17 protein-coding genes are annotated in these 18848 nt (G+C 41.0%); 15 read left to right on the forward strand and 2 right to left on the reverse strand.

Annotated elements, in window-relative coordinates; genetic code table 11:
* Positions 1-51: 51 nt before the first annotated feature.
* The 4 genes from Q8G36_RS17465 to Q8G36_RS17480 all read left to right on the forward strand — a co-directional run bounded on the left by Q8G36_RS17465 (position 52) and on the right by Q8G36_RS17480 (position 4379).
* Complete coding sequence (locus Q8G36_RS17465; protein ID WP_305161164.1) at positions 52-2226, forward strand: DNA topoisomerase III; 2175 nt, start codon at positions 52-54, stop codon at positions 2224-2226.
* A gap of 102 nt (positions 2227-2328) precedes the next feature.
* Entirely contained in the window at positions 2329-2757 is a 429-nt protein-coding gene (gene mntR / locus Q8G36_RS17470; RefSeq protein ID WP_048687667.1) for a transcriptional regulator MntR, read from the forward strand.
* Between the two features lie 231 nt (positions 2758-2988).
* The gene (locus Q8G36_RS17475; protein ID WP_305161182.1) at positions 2989-3684 is read left to right on the forward strand and encodes a class I SAM-dependent methyltransferase; all 696 of its coding nucleotides are present in this window, start codon (positions 2989-2991) and stop codon (positions 3682-3684) included.
* The gene (locus Q8G36_RS17480; RefSeq protein WP_305161165.1) at positions 3684-4379 is read left to right on the forward strand and encodes an AIM24 family protein; all 696 of its coding nucleotides are present in this window, start codon (positions 3684-3686) and stop codon (positions 4377-4379) included. Before Q8G36_RS17475 ends, Q8G36_RS17480 begins: the two co-directional genes overlap by 1 nt.
* 106 nt (positions 4380-4485) lie before the next feature.
* On the opposite strand, the gene metA is transcribed toward Q8G36_RS17480, so the two are convergent.
* On the reverse strand, positions 4486-5394 hold the full coding sequence (gene metA, locus Q8G36_RS17485; protein ID WP_305161166.1) for a homoserine O-acetyltransferase MetA: 909 nt from the start codon (positions 5392-5394) through the stop codon (positions 4486-4488).
* 167 nt (positions 5395-5561) lie between these two features.
* On the opposite strand from metA, the gene Q8G36_RS17490 reads away from it, so the two are divergent.
* The 9 genes from Q8G36_RS17490 to Q8G36_RS17530 all read left to right on the forward strand — a co-directional run bounded on the left by Q8G36_RS17490 (position 5562) and on the right by Q8G36_RS17530 (position 14968).
* The gene (locus tag Q8G36_RS17490) at positions 5562-6095 is read left to right on the forward strand and encodes a hypothetical protein (RefSeq protein WP_305161167.1); all 534 of its coding nucleotides are present in this window, start codon (positions 5562-5564) and stop codon (positions 6093-6095) included.
* A gap of 78 nt (positions 6096-6173) precedes the next feature.
* The gene (locus Q8G36_RS17495; RefSeq protein ID WP_305161168.1) at positions 6174-6650 is read left to right on the forward strand and encodes a glutathione peroxidase; all 477 of its coding nucleotides are present in this window, start codon (positions 6174-6176) and stop codon (positions 6648-6650) included.
* A 147-nt stretch (positions 6651-6797) separates the two neighbouring features.
* The gene (locus Q8G36_RS17500) at positions 6798-7643 is read left to right on the forward strand and encodes a DegV family protein (RefSeq protein WP_305161169.1); all 846 of its coding nucleotides are present in this window, start codon (positions 6798-6800) and stop codon (positions 7641-7643) included.
* Between the two features lie 53 nt (positions 7644-7696).
* Positions 7697-8341: an HD domain-containing protein gene (locus Q8G36_RS17505; RefSeq protein ID WP_305161170.1), complete on the forward strand. Its 645-nt coding sequence runs from the start codon at positions 7697-7699 to the stop codon at positions 8339-8341.
* Complete coding sequence (locus Q8G36_RS17510) at positions 8338-10215, forward strand: ABC-F family ATP-binding cassette domain-containing protein (protein ID WP_305161171.1); 1878 nt, start codon at positions 8338-8340, stop codon at positions 10213-10215. The genes Q8G36_RS17505 and Q8G36_RS17510 overlap by 4 nt, the downstream gene beginning before the upstream one ends.
* Before the next feature lie 132 nt (positions 10216-10347).
* Positions 10348-11484, forward strand: a complete 1137-nt coding sequence (locus Q8G36_RS17515) for a conserved virulence factor C family protein (RefSeq protein ID WP_305161172.1) — start codon at positions 10348-10350, stop codon at positions 11482-11484.
* Between the two features lie 357 nt (positions 11485-11841).
* Positions 11842-13512: a dihydroxy-acid dehydratase gene (ilvD, locus tag Q8G36_RS17520; RefSeq protein ID WP_305161183.1), complete on the forward strand. Its 1671-nt coding sequence runs from the start codon at positions 11842-11844 to the stop codon at positions 13510-13512.
* Between the two features lie 171 nt (positions 13513-13683).
* The gene (locus tag Q8G36_RS17525; RefSeq protein WP_305161173.1) at positions 13684-14121 is read left to right on the forward strand and encodes a BrxA/BrxB family bacilliredoxin; all 438 of its coding nucleotides are present in this window, start codon (positions 13684-13686) and stop codon (positions 14119-14121) included.
* Positions 14122-14188: 67 nt separating this feature from the next.
* A complete protein-coding gene (locus tag Q8G36_RS17530; protein WP_305161174.1) occupies positions 14189-14968 on the forward strand; it encodes a class I SAM-dependent methyltransferase in 780 nt (259 codons plus the stop codon).
* On the opposite strand, the gene ggt is transcribed toward Q8G36_RS17530, so the two are convergent.
* Positions 14969-16657, reverse strand: coding sequence for a gamma-glutamyltransferase (ggt, locus tag Q8G36_RS17535; RefSeq protein WP_305161175.1), 1689 nt, complete (start codon positions 16655-16657; stop codon positions 14969-14971).
* Between the two features lie 436 nt (positions 16658-17093).
* Between ggt and Q8G36_RS17540 the strand changes: the two genes are divergently transcribed.
* Together Q8G36_RS17540 and Q8G36_RS17545 are read left to right on the forward strand one after the other, a co-directional pair.
* Entirely contained in the window at positions 17094-17711 is a 618-nt protein-coding gene (locus tag Q8G36_RS17540; RefSeq protein WP_305161176.1) for a YpjP family protein, read from the forward strand.
* A 202-nt stretch (positions 17712-17913) separates the two neighbouring features.
* Complete coding sequence (locus tag Q8G36_RS17545; protein ID WP_305161177.1) at positions 17914-18684, forward strand: TerC family protein; 771 nt, start codon at positions 17914-17916, stop codon at positions 18682-18684.
* Positions 18685-18848 lie beyond the last annotated feature (164 nt).

Raw genomic sequence — 18848 nt, forward strand, 5'->3', positions numbered from 1 at the left:
GGTATAATGATAGGGGAAAGATATTTTGTAACGGATTAGGTGAAGATGATCATGAAGCTAATCATTGCGGAGAAACCAGATCAAGGTTCAACGCTAGCAGCTCAATTTAAAACGAAGAAACAGCAAGGCTATATAGAAATCATGCCGAATGAACTTTTTCCCGATGGAGCTTATGTAACTTGGGCCGTCGGGCATTTATGTCAACTCGTTTCGCCGGAAACCTATCATTCAAAATGGAAAAAATGGTCGATGGAGACGTTGCCGATGATTCCTGAGAAATTTCAATATGAAGTGACCCGGCAAAAGGCAAAGCAATTCAATGTTGTGAAGACTTTGCTTAGGAAACCGGATGTCGATGAAATCATTCATGCAGGTGATGCCGGGCGTGAAGGAGAATTGATTGTACGTAATATCGTTAATCTATGCAATGTCAATAAACCGATGAAACGTTTATGGATTTCCTCTTTGACCCCAAAAGCGATTTATGAGGGATTCCAAAATCTGAAGAGCGAGGAAAAAACCAGGCCGCTCTATTATGAAGCGTATACGAGAGCTTGTGCGGATTGGGTTGTGGGAATGAATGCATCGAGGGCGTATAGTATTTTATTGAAACAAAGGGGCGTTTCGGATGTGTTTTCAGCTGGAAGGGTTCAGACACCGACTCTCGCATTGATAGTGAAGCGGGAAATGGAAATTGAGCAATTCAAGTCTGAACCGTTCTGGGAAGTGTTCGCTGACTTCAAGATGGATGGAAAGAAATATCAGGGAAAATGGCAGCAGAACAATGATCCGAGAATCAAGACAAAAGAAATGGCTGATAAAATTGCCGCCTTTTGCAAGGGTAAGGAAGCTGAAATAGCTGAAATGGATACAGAAAGGAAAGAATTTCAGCCGCCTTTGTTATTTAATCTATCGTCATTGCAAGCGACAGTAAACAAGATTTATAAATATTCACCGAAACAGACGCTTGATATAGTACAAAGTTTATATCAAAAAGGGATCGTTTCTTATCCACGTTCAGATTCCAATTATGTGACGGAGGGGGAAGCCGAAACATTTCCCGATATTTTGCAAAAACTAAGCGGATTTTCGGAATATGAATCCCTGTTTCCTTTGCCACAACCGAACATCATGAATAATAAACGGTTTGTAAATGAAAAGAAAGTGACTGATCACTATGCCATTATCCCGACGGAGCAGGTAACCGATCCAAAGCGGCTTTCCGCTGAAGAACGGAATATTTATGACTTGGTGGTACGCCGATTGATTGCGGCCCATTATGAGAAAGCCATTTTCGATTACACCACCATCAAAACGCTTGTCGATAAGCGTGCCGAGTTCATTTCTAAAGGTAAGCAGCAGATTCAAGAGGGATGGCGCAAAGTGATTTTCCAAAATGACAAGGAAGATGATGATATCATTTTGCCGTCCGTCTCAAAAGGGGATTCTGGAAAGATCGCCAATATAAAGGTGAAAGAAGGAAAAACCCAGCCTCCTAAGCGCTATACAGAAGGTCAGCTGATCACTTTGATGAAAACTGCCGGAAAGCATCTGGATAATGAAGAGTTAGAAAAGGTCCTGATGAAAACCGAGGGTCTTGGAACCGAAGCAACTCGGGCTGGCATCATTACCATGCTTAAAGACCGTAAATACATCAATGTCAAAAAAAACCAGGTGTTTGCGACAGATAAAGGGAAAGTGCTGATTACTGCAATCGGCGAGAAAATCCTGGCTTCACCCGAGATGACAGCCAAATGGGAACAGCGTTTAAGGGAAATCGGTGAAGGGAAGGCCTCAGCTGGCGGCTTTATGGAAGCTGTTAAAAAGATGTCAGCAAAAATTATCAGTGATGCCGTAGAATCATCGGAAAGCTGGGATTTTCAAGGACTGGATACCGAGTCGATTCAACGGAGCGGCCCTAAAAAGAGAAGCTCGGCATCTGTGGGCAGCTGTAAACTATGCGGTTCTAAGATTGTCGATAAAGGGGAATTCTATGGATGTGTAAGTTATCAAAAAACAAAGTGTAACTTCACTATCTCCAAAAAGATCCTTAATAAGAAAATCAGTCAAGCAAATATAAAAAAGCTGTTGGCGAGCGGTGAAACGGATTTGATAAACGGTTTTAAAAAAGGGGAAAAGACCTTTGATGCCATTTTATCTTGGTCCGATTCTGAAAAGAAGATCAGTTTTACATTCCCAACAGAACAAAACGTCAAGCAACATTGAGAAGAAACTTCATTAAAGGCGCCCTGAGACTTATATCTTCTTGTTTCGGGGTGGTTTATATAGTAAAATTTTTAGATATGCGTTTGAATGGGAGGATTCCGAATGCCTACACCGAGCATGGAGGATTACATAGAACAAATTTATTTACTTATTGAAGAAAAAGGATATGCAAGAGTTTCCGATATTGCCGAAAACCTTTCCGTCCACCCATCTTCTGTTACAAAAATGGTTCAAAAACTTGATCAGGAAAAATATTTGATATATGAAAAGTACCGGGGTCTCGTTTTAACTGCAAATGGGAAAAAAGTTGGTAAAAGGCTCGTATACCGTCATGAACTTTTAGAACAGATGCTAAGGTTGATTGGGGTCAAGGAAGAAAATATTTATCAGGATGTAGAGGGGATTGAACACCACCTTAGTTGGAATGCCATCGATAGGATTGGAGACCTGGTTGAATTCTTTGAAGAATCTCCTGACCGTGTCGAGGATTTACGAAAGATACAAAAAAGAAATGAAGAAAATTCAAAATAAACTGCCGCTGGCAGTTTTTTTTATGTATTTGAAAATCATCTTTTTTCTTGAACCGGGCATTGTTCCTTTAACAAATAAGGTGTAAAAGGGAGCGACGTTTTAAAAGAGGATTTTTTGATTATGAGCAGAATAGCTATAAAGAAGCCCCGTATTTTGATTCAGAAAACTAAGTGTTTTGATATTTTTCAGGAACTTATTTAATTAGGGGTTAAATGGGAGGGTGAATTTTTGATGAATTTATATACATGGCATCAAGAATCGGAAAAGGAATGGGATGTTTTTGCACCTATGTGGGTGAAGAATTCGCAAGAAATGTGGGAAACGGGGAGCAGGAAAAACATTATTCCTTTCTTTTCTGAATATGTACCTTCGGGAGTTAAGGTGGCTGACATAGGTTGTGGAGATGGAGTTGGTTCCTTGAAATTGGCCGAAGCGGGATTTAAAGTAACTGGAGTTGATTTATCCAATGTGATGATTGAATTTGCAAAGGGAAAAACGGCTCAACAACCAGAACTTTCTTTCCAGCAAGGGGATTTTTATAATCTTCCATTCAAAGATGAAGAAATGGATGCGGCAATGGTCATTAATTCTTTGGAATATACGGGTGAACCATTAACGGTGATGGAGGAAATTCAACGGGTAATAAAGCCTGGCGGTTATGTCTGTTTTGGAATACTTGGTCCAACAGCTGAACCACGGAAAAAATTCAGTTTTCAACGGTTATTAGGAGATAAAGTCATCATGAATACAATGCAGCCTTGGGAATTTGAAAAAATGGCTTTAGAAACGGGATGGAAGGCAGTGGCTGATACCGGCGTTGCAAAGAGAGGGGTGGACTATACAAAACTAGGACATTTTTCAAAGGAATTAAAGCAAGCTGTATCGTTCATGTGGCTGTTCCTCCTTCAAAAAGAGGTGGGGCAGTGATGGAGAAGTATCAAATCGATCAATTCGTTGAAAAGACGAAACAGCAGGATAAAGGGCAAGGCTTATTCGAACTTGAAACGGAACGAATTCTGGAGATTAATTTGGAAAAGCAGATCTGGGCAAAAATGGGGACGATGGTTTCTTATCGCGGCCATATTAAATTCGAGCGGGAAGGTATCTTGGAGCATGGTCTTGGTAAACTCTTTAAAAAAGCCTTAACTGGTGAGGGTGCATCTTTGATGAAAGCGACTGGAAGCGGCAAGCTATACGTCGCGGATCAAGGGAAGAAGATTTCTATTTTACAGTTAAATGGTGAATCGATCTGTGTTAACGGAAATGATTTACTTGCATTTGAGCCGGGGATTCAATGGGATATAAAAATGATGCGGCGCATTGCCGGGTTATTGGCGGGGGGATTGTTCAACGTAAGGCTCGAGGGGAGAGGCATGGTCGCATTCACTTCCCATTATGAGCCGCTTACTTTAATGGTGGAACATGGGAATCCGGTCTATACGGATCCGAATGCCACAGTAGCTTGGTCAGGGGAATTGCATCCTGAATTCGTAACGGATGTTTCATTGAAGTCGTTTTTTGGAAGGGGAAGCGGCGAATCCGTTCAAATGAAATTCGAAGGTCAAGGATTTGTGGTCGTGCAACCTTTTGAAGAGGTGTATTTTGGTAATAAGGAATCATGAAACAAACAACCTGAGTCAGAAACTCAGGTTGTTTCCCATGATAATCGGAAGTGGCTGCCCAAAAAACGATTCACTTAAAAGTGAAAGCTTCTTTTTCCTTACCCTTTCAATCCCACTCATAAGGGGTTGATTGGTAGACATAATAGTTCAGCCAATTCGAGAACATCAGGCTGCAATGGCTCTTCCAGCGGTGAAGAGGTACCTTGGTCGGATCGTTATCAGGGAAGTAATTTTCAGGGAGTTGCGTCTTGATCCCACGCTCCCTATCGCGCTTGTATTCTACACCTAGGGTATCGGCATCATACTCGAAATGGCCGGTAACCATAATTCTTTTTCCATCAACTGAAGCAGCCATCAAAACACCAGCCTGATCGGACTGTGCGAGAACCTTCAATTCTGGATGGTTAACTAATTTTTGATAGTCAATATCCGTATAGCGTGAATGAGGGGCCATAAAATAATCATCGAATCCGCGGACTAGATTTTCATTCGGTTCAAGGACCTCATGGGTGTATACCCCGAAGCATTTCTCTGGAAGTTCGTATTTGCCTATTCCATAATGATGGTACAGGGCAGCTTGTGCCCCCCAACAGATATGTAGGGTGGATGTGACATTTTCGCTTGACCAATTCATGATACTCTGCAGTTCTTCCCAATAATTAACGTCTGAAAATTCCAGCTTTTCTACTGGAGCGCCTGTAATGATCAAGCCGTCATATTTCTTCGTGCGAATATCATTAAATGATTTGTAAAATTGATCTAAATGAAATTTACTTGTGTTTTTTGATTCATGTGTGCTCAAGCGCAGAAATGATATATTTACTTGAATGGGAGTATTGCCAAGAAACCGCAGTAACTGGGCCTCCGTTTTTTCTTTTTCTGGCATTAGGTTTAAAATTAATATATTCAACGGACGGATTTCCTGATTGGTAGCTCTTTCCTCATCCATTACGAAGATATTTTCCTGTTCTAAAATTTCCCTTGCTGGCAGTTGTTCCGGAATTCTGATTGGCATGATTAGCCTCCTTCTTCAAAAATCATAATATTTTAATTATATAGAAAATTATTGAATAGGAAAGCTATTTTAATAATTTCTTGTTAATCCGAAGGAAATGGCCTGGGAATGGTAAAATGGGAAGATCATGATTACATAAACTATGAAGTTTGAGAGGTGTTTGGAGATTGTTTGATCCTACAGCATTTGAGAACATGAAAGTGGTATTGGAAGGAGCGGTTTACGATCGTGACTTTATTGGAGATATATTGGTCATAAACCGTGATGATATTGTAAATCTCTCGACCATGTCCAGATCATATAAGATTGAGATGGAATTGAAAAAAACAATCGCGCCTATTTCGATTAGCGGTGCCATTGAGTTACACGCTTCACTACAGAACCTAAGTTCGGAGTTACTCGATGCAGCTATTGATGATACGCATTCGGGCTGCACGGTCGATATTTTCATTTCTTTTCCCAAAAAGCTTGATGAAGTGAATGCTGAACAATTGTTGAACGACCTGGAAAAAATTTGGGGAGATCAGAGAATCATTTCAGTGACGACCAGCGATACGTTCAGTAAACAATTGCAACCCGTTACTTCTTCTTTATATAAAGTTTCATTTGGAAGGCTTGTAAAGGAAGAGCAAATGGATGACTTGGAAGACATGGTAGAGTATTTGATTCAATCCATACAAGCAGTGAAGATTCCGGGATGATAGGAAAAGGATAAAAGTTGGTAAACCTGCCTTTAAATACGGTAAAATGAATCATCATACTAAAGGGAGAGAACATACATGTCCATTTACGAATTTGAAGTCAATAAAATCAATGGCCAAACCATCTCGCTTGAGGAATATAGAGGGAAAGTGATGATTATAGTGAATACCGCAAGCAAATGCGGTTTTTCGCCACAGTATGATGATTTGCAAAGCCTGTATGTGCAATATAAAGAGGATGGAGTTGTCGTGCTTGGTTTTCCGTGTAATCAGTTTTTGAATCAGGAGCCTGGTGATGATCTGGAAATCGATTCATACTGCAAATTGAATCATGGTATAACATTCCCGATGTTTGCAAAAGTGAATGTCAATGGAAAGGAATCCCACCCCTTATTCAGCTATCTGACTGAAAATGCTCCTGGAGTGATGGGGTCCAAATCGATAAAATGGAATTTTACAAAGTTCTTGATTGATCGTAATGGAAATATTGTCAGCAGGTATGCGCCTAAAACAAAACCTCTGGAAATGGAAGAGGATATAAAAAAATTATTATGAAGAATGATATCGAGTTCCAACGGAAGCTGCATTTTCTGTTGGGCTCTTTTTTTGAGGAAAAATATTTATTGCATGCATCCGTTTTTAAAAGGGGACAGATGGGTGGTATGTTGAATATAATAAAAGACACAAATGAGGGGGGAAACCATGGAACGAATTGCATGGGTAACAGATAGTACGGGAACTTTAGACGAAGAATTATCATTGAATGAACATGTATACGTCGTTCCGATGGTCGTCATCATCGATGGGAAGGAATATGAAGATGGTGTCGACCTATTACCTGAGGAATTATACCGGCGGATGAGTGAGGAAAAAATCACCGCCACTACGTCACAGCCCTCGGTCGGCAGATTCCAAGAGTTATATGAGGAGCTTGAAAAACGCTATGATCGAATCATAGCCGTACATCTTTCAAGTGAATTGAGCGGGACCGTTTCCGCGAGCAGGCAAGCAGCACAAATGGTTACGATCCCCGTTGACGTTTTTGATACTTTACTTATTTCCTTTCCAATGCTATTAATCTTGAAACGGCTCATGCATTATATTGATAAAGGCGATTCTATCAATGAGGCTTTCGTCAAAACGAGAATGTATGCGGATAACCATGAAACCTATGTATTAATAGGTTCTTTAGATCAGCTGCATCGCAGCGGCAGGTTAACAAACGCACAGTATATTCTAGGTAGCCTATTGAGCTTTAAACCCATCATTTCCATCGAAAAGGGTGTGCTTCATACTAAATCTAAACCTCGAAACCTTAAAAAAGCGGAAAAACAGATCTTCACTGATTTTCGCAGATCAGTGGAAGCGGGAAAAGTAAAAGAATGCACCATATTATATGGTGCAGTGTCGGAGCAGGTACAAAGATGGAAAAAGATGATTTCCGAAGAATTTCCCCATGTGTTGACCCATGTATCCCCACTGGGCAGTGCCATAGGGGTGCATACCGGTGAACAGACAATTGGAATCAGTTGGTTCAATGAAGATTAAAGCACAACATTATTGAGAACCATGGTAAAATAGAAAGGACATGGAGTGGTGAAATGAAACGAACGATGATTGAATTAACGGAGAAGTATGTATATGACCAATTGAATTCTGATGCCAGCGGCCATGATTGGTTCCATATCGATCGGGTTCGTAAGCTGGCTTTACATATTGCAAAAGAAGAACGAAAAGGAAATGAGTTCATCATTGAATTGGCGGCTCTGCTTCATGATATCCCGGATGATAAACTAAACCAGGAAGCCGATGGAGGCTGGAAAAAGCTTGACGGTTGGTTTGATGAAATAAAGTTGGATATTGATAGTATGGATGCCATCAAACAGATCATCAATACAATTTCATATAGTGCAGGGCAGTTGAAGCTTCCTTCGATCGAGGCTGAAATTGTTCAGGATGCGGACCGCTTGGATGCAATTGGTGCCATTGGCATAGCCAGGACATTTGCATTTGGCGGAAAAAAGGGACAACTTATGTATGATCCTTCATTGCCCATAAGGGAAAACATGACCAAGAAGGAATACAGGCATGGCAAAAGCTCTTCCATTCATCACTTTCATGAAAAATTATTGCGTTTGCAAGATATGCTCAATACTTGTACAGCCAAGAAGATTGCAAGTGAAAGGCATGAATATATGGTTGGATTTTTAGAGGAATTTAATAAGGAATGGGATGTACGATTATGAAAGTTTTTAGCATGGAACATGTAATGAAAACCCAAGGGGAAAAGCTGCTTTTTAAAGATGTCTCTTTTTCCATTACCGAAGGGGAAAAAATCGGGATCGTTGGGATAAACGGCACCGGTAAATCGACATTATTGAATATCATCGCAGGGTTGGAAGACAGTGATTTAGGAACGAAGGATCATCCGAATGATTATACGATTTCCTATCTATCCCAAGATCCGCATTTTGATGATAAATTGACGATCATGGAATATATGTATGAAAGTTCAACTCCTGTATTTTCGTTGATTAAAGAGTATGAAAAGACGCTCGTTCAACTCCAGGTAGACCCGCAGAATAGCGCAATACAGGACCGTTTGTTAAAACAGCAACAGGATATGGACACGCTTGGCGCCTGGGATACAAGTGCCAATGCCAGAACGATCCTGACCAAGCTTGGTCTTCCTGATCATTCAAGGAAATTGGGGGAACTGTCAGGTGGCCAAAAAAAACGTGCGGCGCTGGCAAAAACCTTGATTGAGACCCCAGATTTACTGATTTTGGATGAGCCAACGAACCATCTGGATTTTGAAAGCATCACTTGGCTTGAAGAATATTTAGGGAAATATCAAAAGTCCGTTTTATTTGTAACCCATGATCGATATTTCCTTGATCGTGTGTCCAATAAGATTTGGGAAATTGCCCAAACGCAGCTTTTCGAATACAAAGGAAACTATGCGGATTATTTAGAATCAAAGGCCATTCGCGAAGAGAATGAATCGGCTGAAAGAACGAAAAAGGAAAGTCTATTCAAAAAAGAACTGGCCTGGATCCGTAAAGGTGCCAAGGCCCGTACAACGAAACAAAAGGCCAGGATCCAACGCTTCGAAACATTGGAATCAGGTGTAAAGGATAAGCAGAAAACCGAGAACCTGGAAATGGAATTAAGCGGTGCCCGTCTCGGGAAAAAGGTACTTGAAATGCAGGGTGTTTCTAAATCCTTCGGTGATCGAACCATCATCAATCATTTTTCCTTCCTCTTCAAACCAGGTGATCGAATTGGGATCGTCGGTAATAATGGCAGTGGTAAGTCAACCTTGTTAAATATCCTGGCAGGACGGGAATCTATAGATGAAGGAAACCTGGAAAAAGGGCAAACCGTGAAAATAGGCTACTATACGCAAGAAAGCGTCGATATGGATGAGAATTTGCGCATGATAGAGTATATTCGCGAAACGGCAGATTCAATCGCCCTTAAAGATGGTAGTTTCATATCGGCTGCGCAGATGCTTGAAAGGTTCTTGTTTCCAATGGGATCGCATGGGACGCCAATTCGCAAGCTGTCCGGTGGGGAGAAAAGGCGATTATATCTCCTTAATATATTGATGTCGGCACCTAATGTCCTGCTTTTGGATGAACCGACGAATGATTTGGACACACAAACCTTGACCGTTCTGGAGGATTATTTAGAAACGTTTTCAGGTGTAGTCATTACTGTATCGCATGATAGGTATTTCTTGGATAAAACGTGCCATCAGCTTCTTGTTTTCAAGAATAAAGGTGAAATTGATTTCTATTACGGCAATTATTCAGAGTTCTTGGAAGAAAAGACGGAAGAGGCCGTGCCAGTAAAAGCACCAGAACCTCAAATGAACCGGACCGAAAAGAAAAAGAAAAAACTGACTTATGCGGAAAGTAAGGAATGGGAAGAGATAGAAGGGAACATGGAACGGGCCGAGCTGCGCCTGAAAGAAATAACATCAGAAATGTCAGCGGCGGGAAGCGATTTTGAAAAAGTCCGCCTGCTGCTTGAAGAAGAAAAGGAACTAACGGATAAATTAGACCATTTAATGGAAAGATGGGCGTATTTAGCGGAAAAATTGGAAGAGGAATAAGCGTGGTGACCGGTCCAAGTGAGCAAACTTGGATCGGTCTTTTTTTTAAGTCAATCTCAATTGCATGAGAATCTGTTGCCGATGTGATAATATCTAGTACATGGAAACGTCTTGTAAAAGGAGAGAAATACATTGAAAATTAAGTCGATAGAACCTACACCAAGTCCGAATACAATGAAAATCAATTTAACTGAAGAGCTTTTAGCTGGTAAAAGCAATAATTATAAGAAAGATCAAGCTGATCAAGCACCCCAACTGATCAAAGATTTATTTACGATCGAGGGAGTGAAAGGGGTATATCATGTTGCGGACTTCTTAGCCGTTGAGCGAAATGCGAAATATGATTGGAAAGATATCTTGGTCCAAATCCGTCAGGTTTTCGGGGAAAAAACCGAAGAACAAAATCAACAGACGGCATTAAATGAACATTACGGTGAAGTAACTGTTGCCATTCAACAATTCAAGGGAATTCCGATGCAAATTAAAGCAAGTGATAGCCAACACGAAAAACGGTTTGCCTTACCGGATTACTTCATTAAGGGCATTGCCGCTGCCCAAAAGGAAGATGATAATGTAGTCCTGCTTCGAAAATGGAAGGATTATGGCGTAAGATATGGTGATATGGAAGATATCGTGAAGGAAGTATCGGATGAGCTGATTGCAGCTTATCCGGAAGAACGAATCAATCGGCTGGTAGCCGCTGCAAAAGAAATGGTGGATACGAAGGAAGCATTTTTGAAACGACCAAAAATTAAACTGACTGCAGAAATGCTGAATGACGAAAGCTGGGAAAAGCGTTATCAGGCTTTAGAACAAATGGAAGATCCAACGGTTGATGATATTCCAGTCTTGGACATGGCACTCTCCGACAGTAAGGTCTCCATTCGAAGGCTTGCGGTAGTATACTTGGGTATGATTGAGGATAGAAAAGTGCTACCGAGCTTGTATAAGGCATTGAAAGATAAAAGTGCAGCGGTAAGACGTACGGCTGGTGATTGTTTATCCGATCTTGGCTTTGAAGAAGCGATGGGAGAAATGTCTCATTCACTTTCGGATAAAAATAAATTGGTTAGATGGAGGGCGGCGATGTTTTTATACGAAGCGGGAAATGAATCGACCCTCCCTTATCTTAAGCAAGCGGAACAGGACCCTGAATTCGAAGTGGCCCTGCAGGTCAAGATGGCCATTGACCGTATAGAAAATGGGGAAGAAGCAAAAGGTTCGGTTTGGAAGCAAATGACAGAATCAAGACAAGCGAACGACAAGTGAGATTTAATGGGAATAACTTAATGGGATCTAAAATGATTACAGGCAAAAGGCATGCGGATGATTTAATCCGTATGCCTTTTTTATTTTTGAAGCGGATCTTCAAGTCATTTGACATTAGTTCCTCTAGGTCGAATTCCAAAACATTCAAAATGGATAATTTTTTCAATATAGAAGTTTTTAAGATATAAATTTAATCTCTATTATTTTAGTAAAATGATTTTTGTAGATATTTAGTGTTGAATGGTTGCATTTGTATATAAATATGTTAGAATTTTTAGAGTATACTAAAAATTATATTATATTGAATCATTAAACATTTAGTGGAAATTGGGGGTACAACAAATGTCTACATCAAATATGAGAAGTGACATGATTACAAAAGGGGTCGATCGAGCTCCACATAGAAGTCTGTTGCGGGCAGCAGGGGTTAAAGAAGAAGATTTCGGTAAACCGTTCATCGCGGTTTGTAATTCTTACATCGATATCGTTCCAGGTCATGTCCACCTTCAGGAATTCGGAAAAATAGTGAAGGAAGCGATTCGCGAAGCAGGCGGTGTTCCTTTCGAATTTAATACGATCGGGGTAGACGATGGAATTGCGATGGGTCATATTGGTATGCGCTATTCTTTGCCAAGCCGTGAAATCATCGCAGATTCCGTGGAAACTGTTGTATCGGCACATTGGTTTGACGGTATGGTCTGCATTCCAAACTGTGACAAGATAACGCCGGGAATGATGATGGGAGCACTTCGTGTCAATATTCCTACAATATTCGTAAGCGGCGGACCCATGAAAGCAGGTAAAGATAAAAACGGTAAATCTCTTTCATTAACATCCGTTTTTGAAGGGGTGGGTGCCTATCAAGCAGGTAATATCAATGAAGAGGATTTGCAGGAAATCGAGCAAGTTGCCTGCCCTACTTGCGGTTCTTGTTCAGGAATGTTCACTGCAAACTCCATGAACTGCCTGGCTGAAGGACTTGGACTTGCGCTTCCGGGAAATGGAACGATTTTGGCGGTAGCCGAAGAACGTAAGGAATTCGTTAAGAAATCCGCTAAACAGTTGATGGAGATAATCAAACAGGATATCAAGCCTCGTGATATCGTAACGATTGATGCAATTGATAACGCATTTGCATTGGATATGGCGATGGGCGGTTCTACCAACACCGTTCTTCATACACTTGCATTGGCACATGAAGCGGGTTTTGAATATCCGATGGAACGCATAAATGAAATAGCTAACCGCGTACCGCATCTAGCGAAAATCGCACCGGCATCCGATTATCATATTGAAGATGTACATAATGCCGGTGGTGTAAGTGCCGTCATTAATGAGTTACTCAAAAAACCAGGTGCCTTTAATGGAGACTGCCTTTCTGTCTCAGGGAAAACGCTCCGCGAAAATGTTGCCGGTTGTGAAATATTGGACAAGGATGTTATCCATCCGTTGGATAATCCGCATTCTGAGCGTGGCGGGCTTGCGGTATTGTTTGGTAACCTTGCTCCACAAGGCTCCATCGTAAAAGTGGGGGCGGTTGACGAATCAGTTGGTGGCTACCACAGGGGTCCTGCCATTTGTTTCGATTCCCAGGAAGATGCACTTTCCGGGATCATTACTGGAAAAGTTAAAGAAGGCGATGTAGTGGTCATTCGTTACGAAGGACCTAAAGGTGGGCCGGGTATGCCGGAAATGTTGGCACCCACTTCCCAAATCGTAGGGAGGGGACTTGGAGCGAAAGTCGGTTTGATCACTGATGGCCGCTTTTCAGGCGCATCTCGTGGCATCAGCATTGGTCATATATCCCCTGAAGCGGCTGAGGGAGGCCCAATCGCCTTTGTTGAAGATGGAGATATCATCGAATTGGATTTGAATAATCGTAAAATCGAATTGGAAATTTCCGATGAAGAATTCGAAAAACGCAAAGCCAATTGGAAGGGCTTCGAGTCAAAGGTCAGGACAGGCTATTTAGCACGTTATTCCAAACTTGTAACGAATGCCAGCTCAGGCGGAGTAATGAAAGTTTAAATTTAAAGGAAGACTAAAACATGGTGGCAGAATGAAAGTGGATTCTGTCACCATGTTTCTTTGTGAAGAACAATGAAATTTTACAAAGCTTTAAGCATCATTTTTGCATATGCACTCAAGAATATAGTATGATTATTCTAATTGAAGAATTGTAACCAAGGAGGTTTTTTTATGTCAATGGCATATGATGAATATATGAAACAAATGGTGAAACCAATGCGTGCGGAACTGGTGCAAGCAGGTTTTGGTGAGTTGGAATCCGCTGAAGCGGTTGAAAACTTTATGGAATCGGTAGAAGGTACGACACTTGTGGTCGTGAATTCAGTTTGCGGCTGTGCTGCCGGGTTAGCCCGTCCAGCTGCTACTCAAGCCGTACTCCAAGCAGACAATAAACCAGATCATTTGGTAACTGTATTTGCCGGGCAAGATAAGGAAGCGACAGCTAAAATGCGGGAATACTTCGATGGAATAGAACCTTCTTCACCATCCATGGCTCTTTTAAAGGGCAAAGAGGTCGTACATTTCATTCCACGCCATGATATAGAAGGACAGCCAATGGAAGCTATCATGGAAAATTTATTGGTAGCGTTCAGTCAAGTAAATAAGTGATGAAGCGGAATGTCCTGGATACAGGGCATTCTTTTCAAATTTAAGAGAGTATGAAGGGGTAGGATTCATGTTTGTCACAACAGTAGGAAGAGCCGATAAAGAAACGATGATATTAGCCAAAAGGTTAGCTGAAGAATTACAAATCCCCTTTATAGCCAGAAGAAAAAGATCAGTAAGAGATATCCAAGCGGAACAGGATGAAGATGATTGCCTTGTTTTTGGTAAAAAGCGGATGGAGTTATATCGATACCAGGAAAAAGAACCATTCTTTTTTCACCCGAACCTAGCGATGATCCGGATAAAAAGAATAATGCGCGGAGAGAGTGATCCATTTCTCATTGCCGGAGATATAAATGAAGGGAACGCTGTGCTTGATTGTACCTTGGGTTTGGGCTCTGATGCTATTGTCGCAAGTTTCGCAGTGGGTGAACATGGACAGGTTGTCGCATTGGAAGGAAATCAATATTTGGCCTTGCTCGTGGACCATGGGATGAAGACATGGGAGGATGCAGAAGAAACGATGATTTCTGCGATGAGAAGAATAGAGGTCATGCAAGGTGATCATTACGAAATTTTGAAAACATTGCCGGATAATCATTTTGATGTCGTATATTTCGATCCCATGTTTGAAGAAACGATTCAGGAATCGAATGGAATCAGGGGACTGACTCATTTTGCGGAAGGTAAGGATTTATCTGTGGAAATAATGAAAGAAGCCAAGCGGGTTGCGCGCAAGAGAGTCGTGTTGAAAGACCATTTTCGCAGCTCCCGCTTTGAGGAATTTGGATTTGAGGTAATAAAGAGAAAAACATCCAAATTCCATTTTGGCTTCATTTCCATCCAGTGATCACGATTTATAATCTGTTTCGTCCAGACCCATGGCACAGCCTTCTCGGCTTGAATCGGCAGCACCATAGTTAGAGCCATCAGGGCTGATTTGAATCGCTTGGACATTCCCTATTGAGTGGGGAACTTCATTAAAGGCGAAGCCCATTGCTTCCAAGTGGCCTTTGCTGGTCATATCCATTCCAGGCTCCCATTCAATATGAGGGCCCATTGGAGTGAAAATTCTAGGTTCTTCGATGGCTGCTTTCAAATCCATTTTTAAATCGAGTACATTAATGATCGTTTGTACGACTGAACTGATGATGGTTGGACCTCCAGGTGAACCTAACGTCAAGATTGGCTCGCCGTCTTTAAAGATGATGGTCGGGCTTTTACAGCTGACGGGGCGTTTATTGGGCTGCACTTCATTCATGCCGCCTGGAATGGAATCGAAATCAGTCAGTTCGTTATTCAGCATGAAACCATAGTCGGAAACCATGATGCCTGAGCCGAAGGGATGTTCCACTGTAGAAGTGCATGCGGCGATATTACCCCATCTGTCACGGACAGTGAAGTGTGTCGTTTCACTGATATCTTCTTCATTAGGCTGCGGAATGACTTCCCTTTGTTTGACGGAATCATATATCCATGGGTTTCCGAAGTCAATGGCATTATTTCTTGTTTTGAAATTAATGAATGAGCGGCGTTTAGCTATATACTCATCATGCATGAGACCCGCCAATGGCAATTCGGCAAATTCGGGATCAGCGAGAAATGCTTTTTTATCTGTGAATGCCAGACGCATCGCTTCTGCTATTAAATAATATTTTTCCCAAGAACGGACGTCATATTGTTCTATATGGAAGCTCTCCAATATTTTCAGGATTTGGATGACCGTGAATCCACCAGCACTTGGGGCATTTGATGATGCAATTAGATAATCCTTATAAGTCCCATAAATTGGTGCATCGATTGTAGCTTTATAGTCCTTTAAATCAGAAAGCTCCATGAACCCTCCAAGTTCCTGTATACAGGAAATGATGCCCTCTCCGATTTCACCTTCATAAAAAGCGGAAATTCCTTCACGTTGTAGTATCCGATAGGTATTCGCCAGTTTTTCTTTTATCAGCAAATCCCCATTCTGATAGGGTTTTCCGTTTGGTATGAAAAACTTACGCGCTTCATCGCCCAATCGATATTCAAAATTTTTAAGTGCATCGCAAAGAACCCAATTGACGGGAACTCCTTTTTCTGCAAATTCAATGGATGGCTCGATGAGTTCCGCTAATGGCTTGCTTCCATTCTCGGTGAGTGCTTCATCCATAGCTTTCAGTATTCCGGGTATGCCAACCGCTGTAGCTTTGATTGATCTTTCTTTAAATGGGATGACTTCCCCTTTTTCATCAAGAAACATGTCTCGATGTGCGGCTTTAGGTGCCCTTACATGGCCATCGTATATTTTCGTTTCTTTATCTTTAGCGTTATATACCATTAGGAAACCACTTCCGCCGATACCGGTCATCATGGGTTCCACAATATTCAGGGCAAATTGGATGGCGACCGCCGCATCGACAGCATTTCCACCTTCACGTAATATTTTTTCCCCTATGGAAGTGGCTACCGGATGAGCTGTAACGACCATTCCGGCGTTCCCTGTAGCTGTTTCCCTTTTGTAATCCTTATCTTTAATGATCTCTTTGTTGTTTTCCAAAATGATTCCTCCATTATTCAGTCCTCTTATCTGCCAAAAGGTAAGGCTTATGTTTGAATGAAAAGAAAACCTTGTCATTGTAGAAGAATGACAAGGAGATTTTTCGTAGGTATTCATTTATTCTTAATCAGCAAATGATAAATATACGAAAAATGCTAATGTTACAAGACATAAAGCCACCATGGCAGTCGAAGCCATATAAGACCCCTCCTTAAAAAGACTTGAATCTAATTAAGTTCTCCAAAAATCGTCAAAATCCTTCATTTAAATGTAAATTTATTGATATTTTTTAAAAAAGTTCGAGTTCATAAACTTTATATAGGTATTTATCCTTTTTTTTGATTTTTAAAACATGGGTAACTATATATTCGTAATTACCAAAAAATAAAAGTATACTAAATATAAAGACAATACAAAAAAGGAGGGGGAGTGTGAGTTGAAAGCAGCGGTTTGGTTCAGGAAAAGTCTCGTCATTTTAGTATCCGTTTTGACGTTTGGTCTTGTCACTCCTTCAGATCTGGCGTGGTTAGCGGAAGCCGATTCGTTAAAGGATACTAAAAAAGGGTTAGTGGAAGAAGAGGGATTAGCCTATCTTCCGTCTCAGAATTCGACTGAACTTGAAGAGGAATTCAACCGGGAAGAATTTTTATCGGGCATTCTGAATAAGGCAGAGGAAAACGCATTAATGAAATTTGGCGAAAAGATCAATCCTAGAATTGGCGATGAGTTCAAAATGGCCATATTACCAAAAATGGAGGAAGCCATTACAGAAATGGCTGCCCAATTTCCAGATGAAAAATTACAGCAATTAACCATCACTGAGCAGCCGAGTGCGGGCAGGGCCGAGAAAATATTTCATATTTATGATTCAAACAGCGGCAAGGATATCATCAGATTCCATGTCAGGCAGGAAAATCCTCCACTGGAAGGGCATTGGTTCGATTTTCACTATCATACCTATCATGATTCATTTGCCACCCATTATAATATAGGGAAAATATATTGGGATAAAAATACTCCGCCAGAGTGGACGAGTAAACAAAGGCTCTCATAGTGGTTGGTTTCGTTGATTTTATTTAAGTGTAAGAGTATGATGAAATGAAAATGAATTTTTAATAGCATCAAATGATACGTTGTCATGCAACGTATTTATTTTGTGTTTAAAATTAAAGTAGAGTTTTTATCATAACTGGGAACAATGTTATTTTAAAAGGTTTTTCTAATTTTGCTGTTATAGTAGCAGAGGGGTCTTTATCATGTCAGAGTTGTTAAATAACATCATGCAAACGTATGCTCAATTTTTTGACTGGCATATGTGGGTGGAGGTTTTATCCGACCCGGTGAGTTGGGGATTGATTGGGACGCTCGTATTAATGGAAGGATTACTATCGGCGGATAACGCTTTGGTATTAGCTGTAATGGTCAGGCACCTTCCGGAAAAACAACGGAAAAAAGCACTTTTTTATGGTTTATTAGGTGCTTACGCTTTTAGATTTATTGCGATTGGAATCGGTGTTTTCCTTATTAAGCTTTGGTGGGTGAAGGTGATTGGAGCCACCTACCTTGGTTGGCTCTCGTTTAAATACTTTAGGGATAAAAGAAAAAAACAAGCTGGGACAGATGAAGATATCCAGGGAATGAGTCAAAACAGCTTACTGATCCGTATGTTTGGTACATTATGGGGAACGGTTGCGGCAGTGGAATTGATGGATATAGCATTTTCCGTCGATAGTGTCTTGGCCGCATTCGGGGTGAGTGAAAAAGTATGGGTCCTTTTGACAGGCGGAATGATTGGTGTCTTAATGATGCGGGGAGTGGCGGGGTTATTTCTAAAATTGATAGATAAGGTTCCTGAATTGGAAACTGCCGCATATGTCCTTATCGGATTCATTGCTATAAAAATGTTATTGGCCGTTGCAGGGATCGAAATCCCGCCTGCGATCTTTTTTGCCTTTATTTTGCTGATTTTCGGCACCACGATCGTATTTCATTTGAAGAAAGGGAAAAAGCTCAAGGAACATGGTTGAGCATCATTTAATAAAGCTGACATCAAAAATGATGTCAGCTCAGTTTGTAGACAAAAGGGGTTCGGAATTAAAAAATTCTGAACCCCTTTTGAAATTCCCTTTGAATTTTCGCCTAAAGTTAAGAGATTGGGGCTCTACGAGCCCACTATGTTAGGCCATTTTTG

Source organism: Peribacillus frigoritolerans (genome assembly GCF_030676415.1).
GTDB classification, from domain to species: Bacteria; Bacillota; Bacilli; order Bacillales; family DSM-1321; genus Peribacillus; species Peribacillus frigoritolerans_A.

What these genes read in the sequence shown, in the direction of transcription:
- Q8G36_RS17465 (WP_305161164.1), top strand. Translation starts at nt 52, where the DNA reads ATGAAGCTAATCATTGCGGAGAAACCAGATCAAGGTTCAACGCTAGCA.
- mntR (WP_048687667.1), top strand. Translation starts at nt 2,329, where the DNA reads ATGCCTACACCGAGCATGGAGGATTACATAGAACAAATTTATTTACTT.
- Q8G36_RS17475 (WP_305161182.1), top strand. Translation starts at nt 2,989, where the DNA reads ATGAATTTATATACATGGCATCAAGAATCGGAAAAGGAATGGGATGTT.
- Q8G36_RS17480 (WP_305161165.1), top strand. Translation starts at nt 3,684, where the DNA reads ATGGAGAAGTATCAAATCGATCAATTCGTTGAAAAGACGAAACAGCAG.
- metA (WP_305161166.1), bottom strand. Translation starts at nt 5,394, where the DNA reads ATGCCAATCAGAATTCCGGAACAACTGCCAGCAAGGGAAATTTTAGAA.
- Q8G36_RS17495 (WP_305161168.1), top strand. Translation starts at nt 6,174, where the DNA reads ATGTCCATTTACGAATTTGAAGTCAATAAAATCAATGGCCAAACCATC.
- Q8G36_RS17500 (WP_305161169.1), top strand. Translation starts at nt 6,798, where the DNA reads ATGGAACGAATTGCATGGGTAACAGATAGTACGGGAACTTTAGACGAA.
- Q8G36_RS17505 (WP_305161170.1), top strand. Translation starts at nt 7,697, where the DNA reads ATGAAACGAACGATGATTGAATTAACGGAGAAGTATGTATATGACCAA.
- Q8G36_RS17510 (WP_305161171.1), top strand. Translation starts at nt 8,338, where the DNA reads ATGAAAGTTTTTAGCATGGAACATGTAATGAAAACCCAAGGGGAAAAG.
- ilvD (WP_305161183.1), top strand. Translation starts at nt 11,842, where the DNA reads ATGAGAAGTGACATGATTACAAAAGGGGTCGATCGAGCTCCACATAGA.
- Q8G36_RS17525 (WP_305161173.1), top strand. Translation starts at nt 13,684, where the DNA reads ATGTCAATGGCATATGATGAATATATGAAACAAATGGTGAAACCAATG.
- Q8G36_RS17530 (WP_305161174.1), top strand. Translation starts at nt 14,189, where the DNA reads ATGTTTGTCACAACAGTAGGAAGAGCCGATAAAGAAACGATGATATTA.
- Q8G36_RS17545 (WP_305161177.1), top strand. Translation starts at nt 17,914, where the DNA reads ATGTCAGAGTTGTTAAATAACATCATGCAAACGTATGCTCAATTTTTT.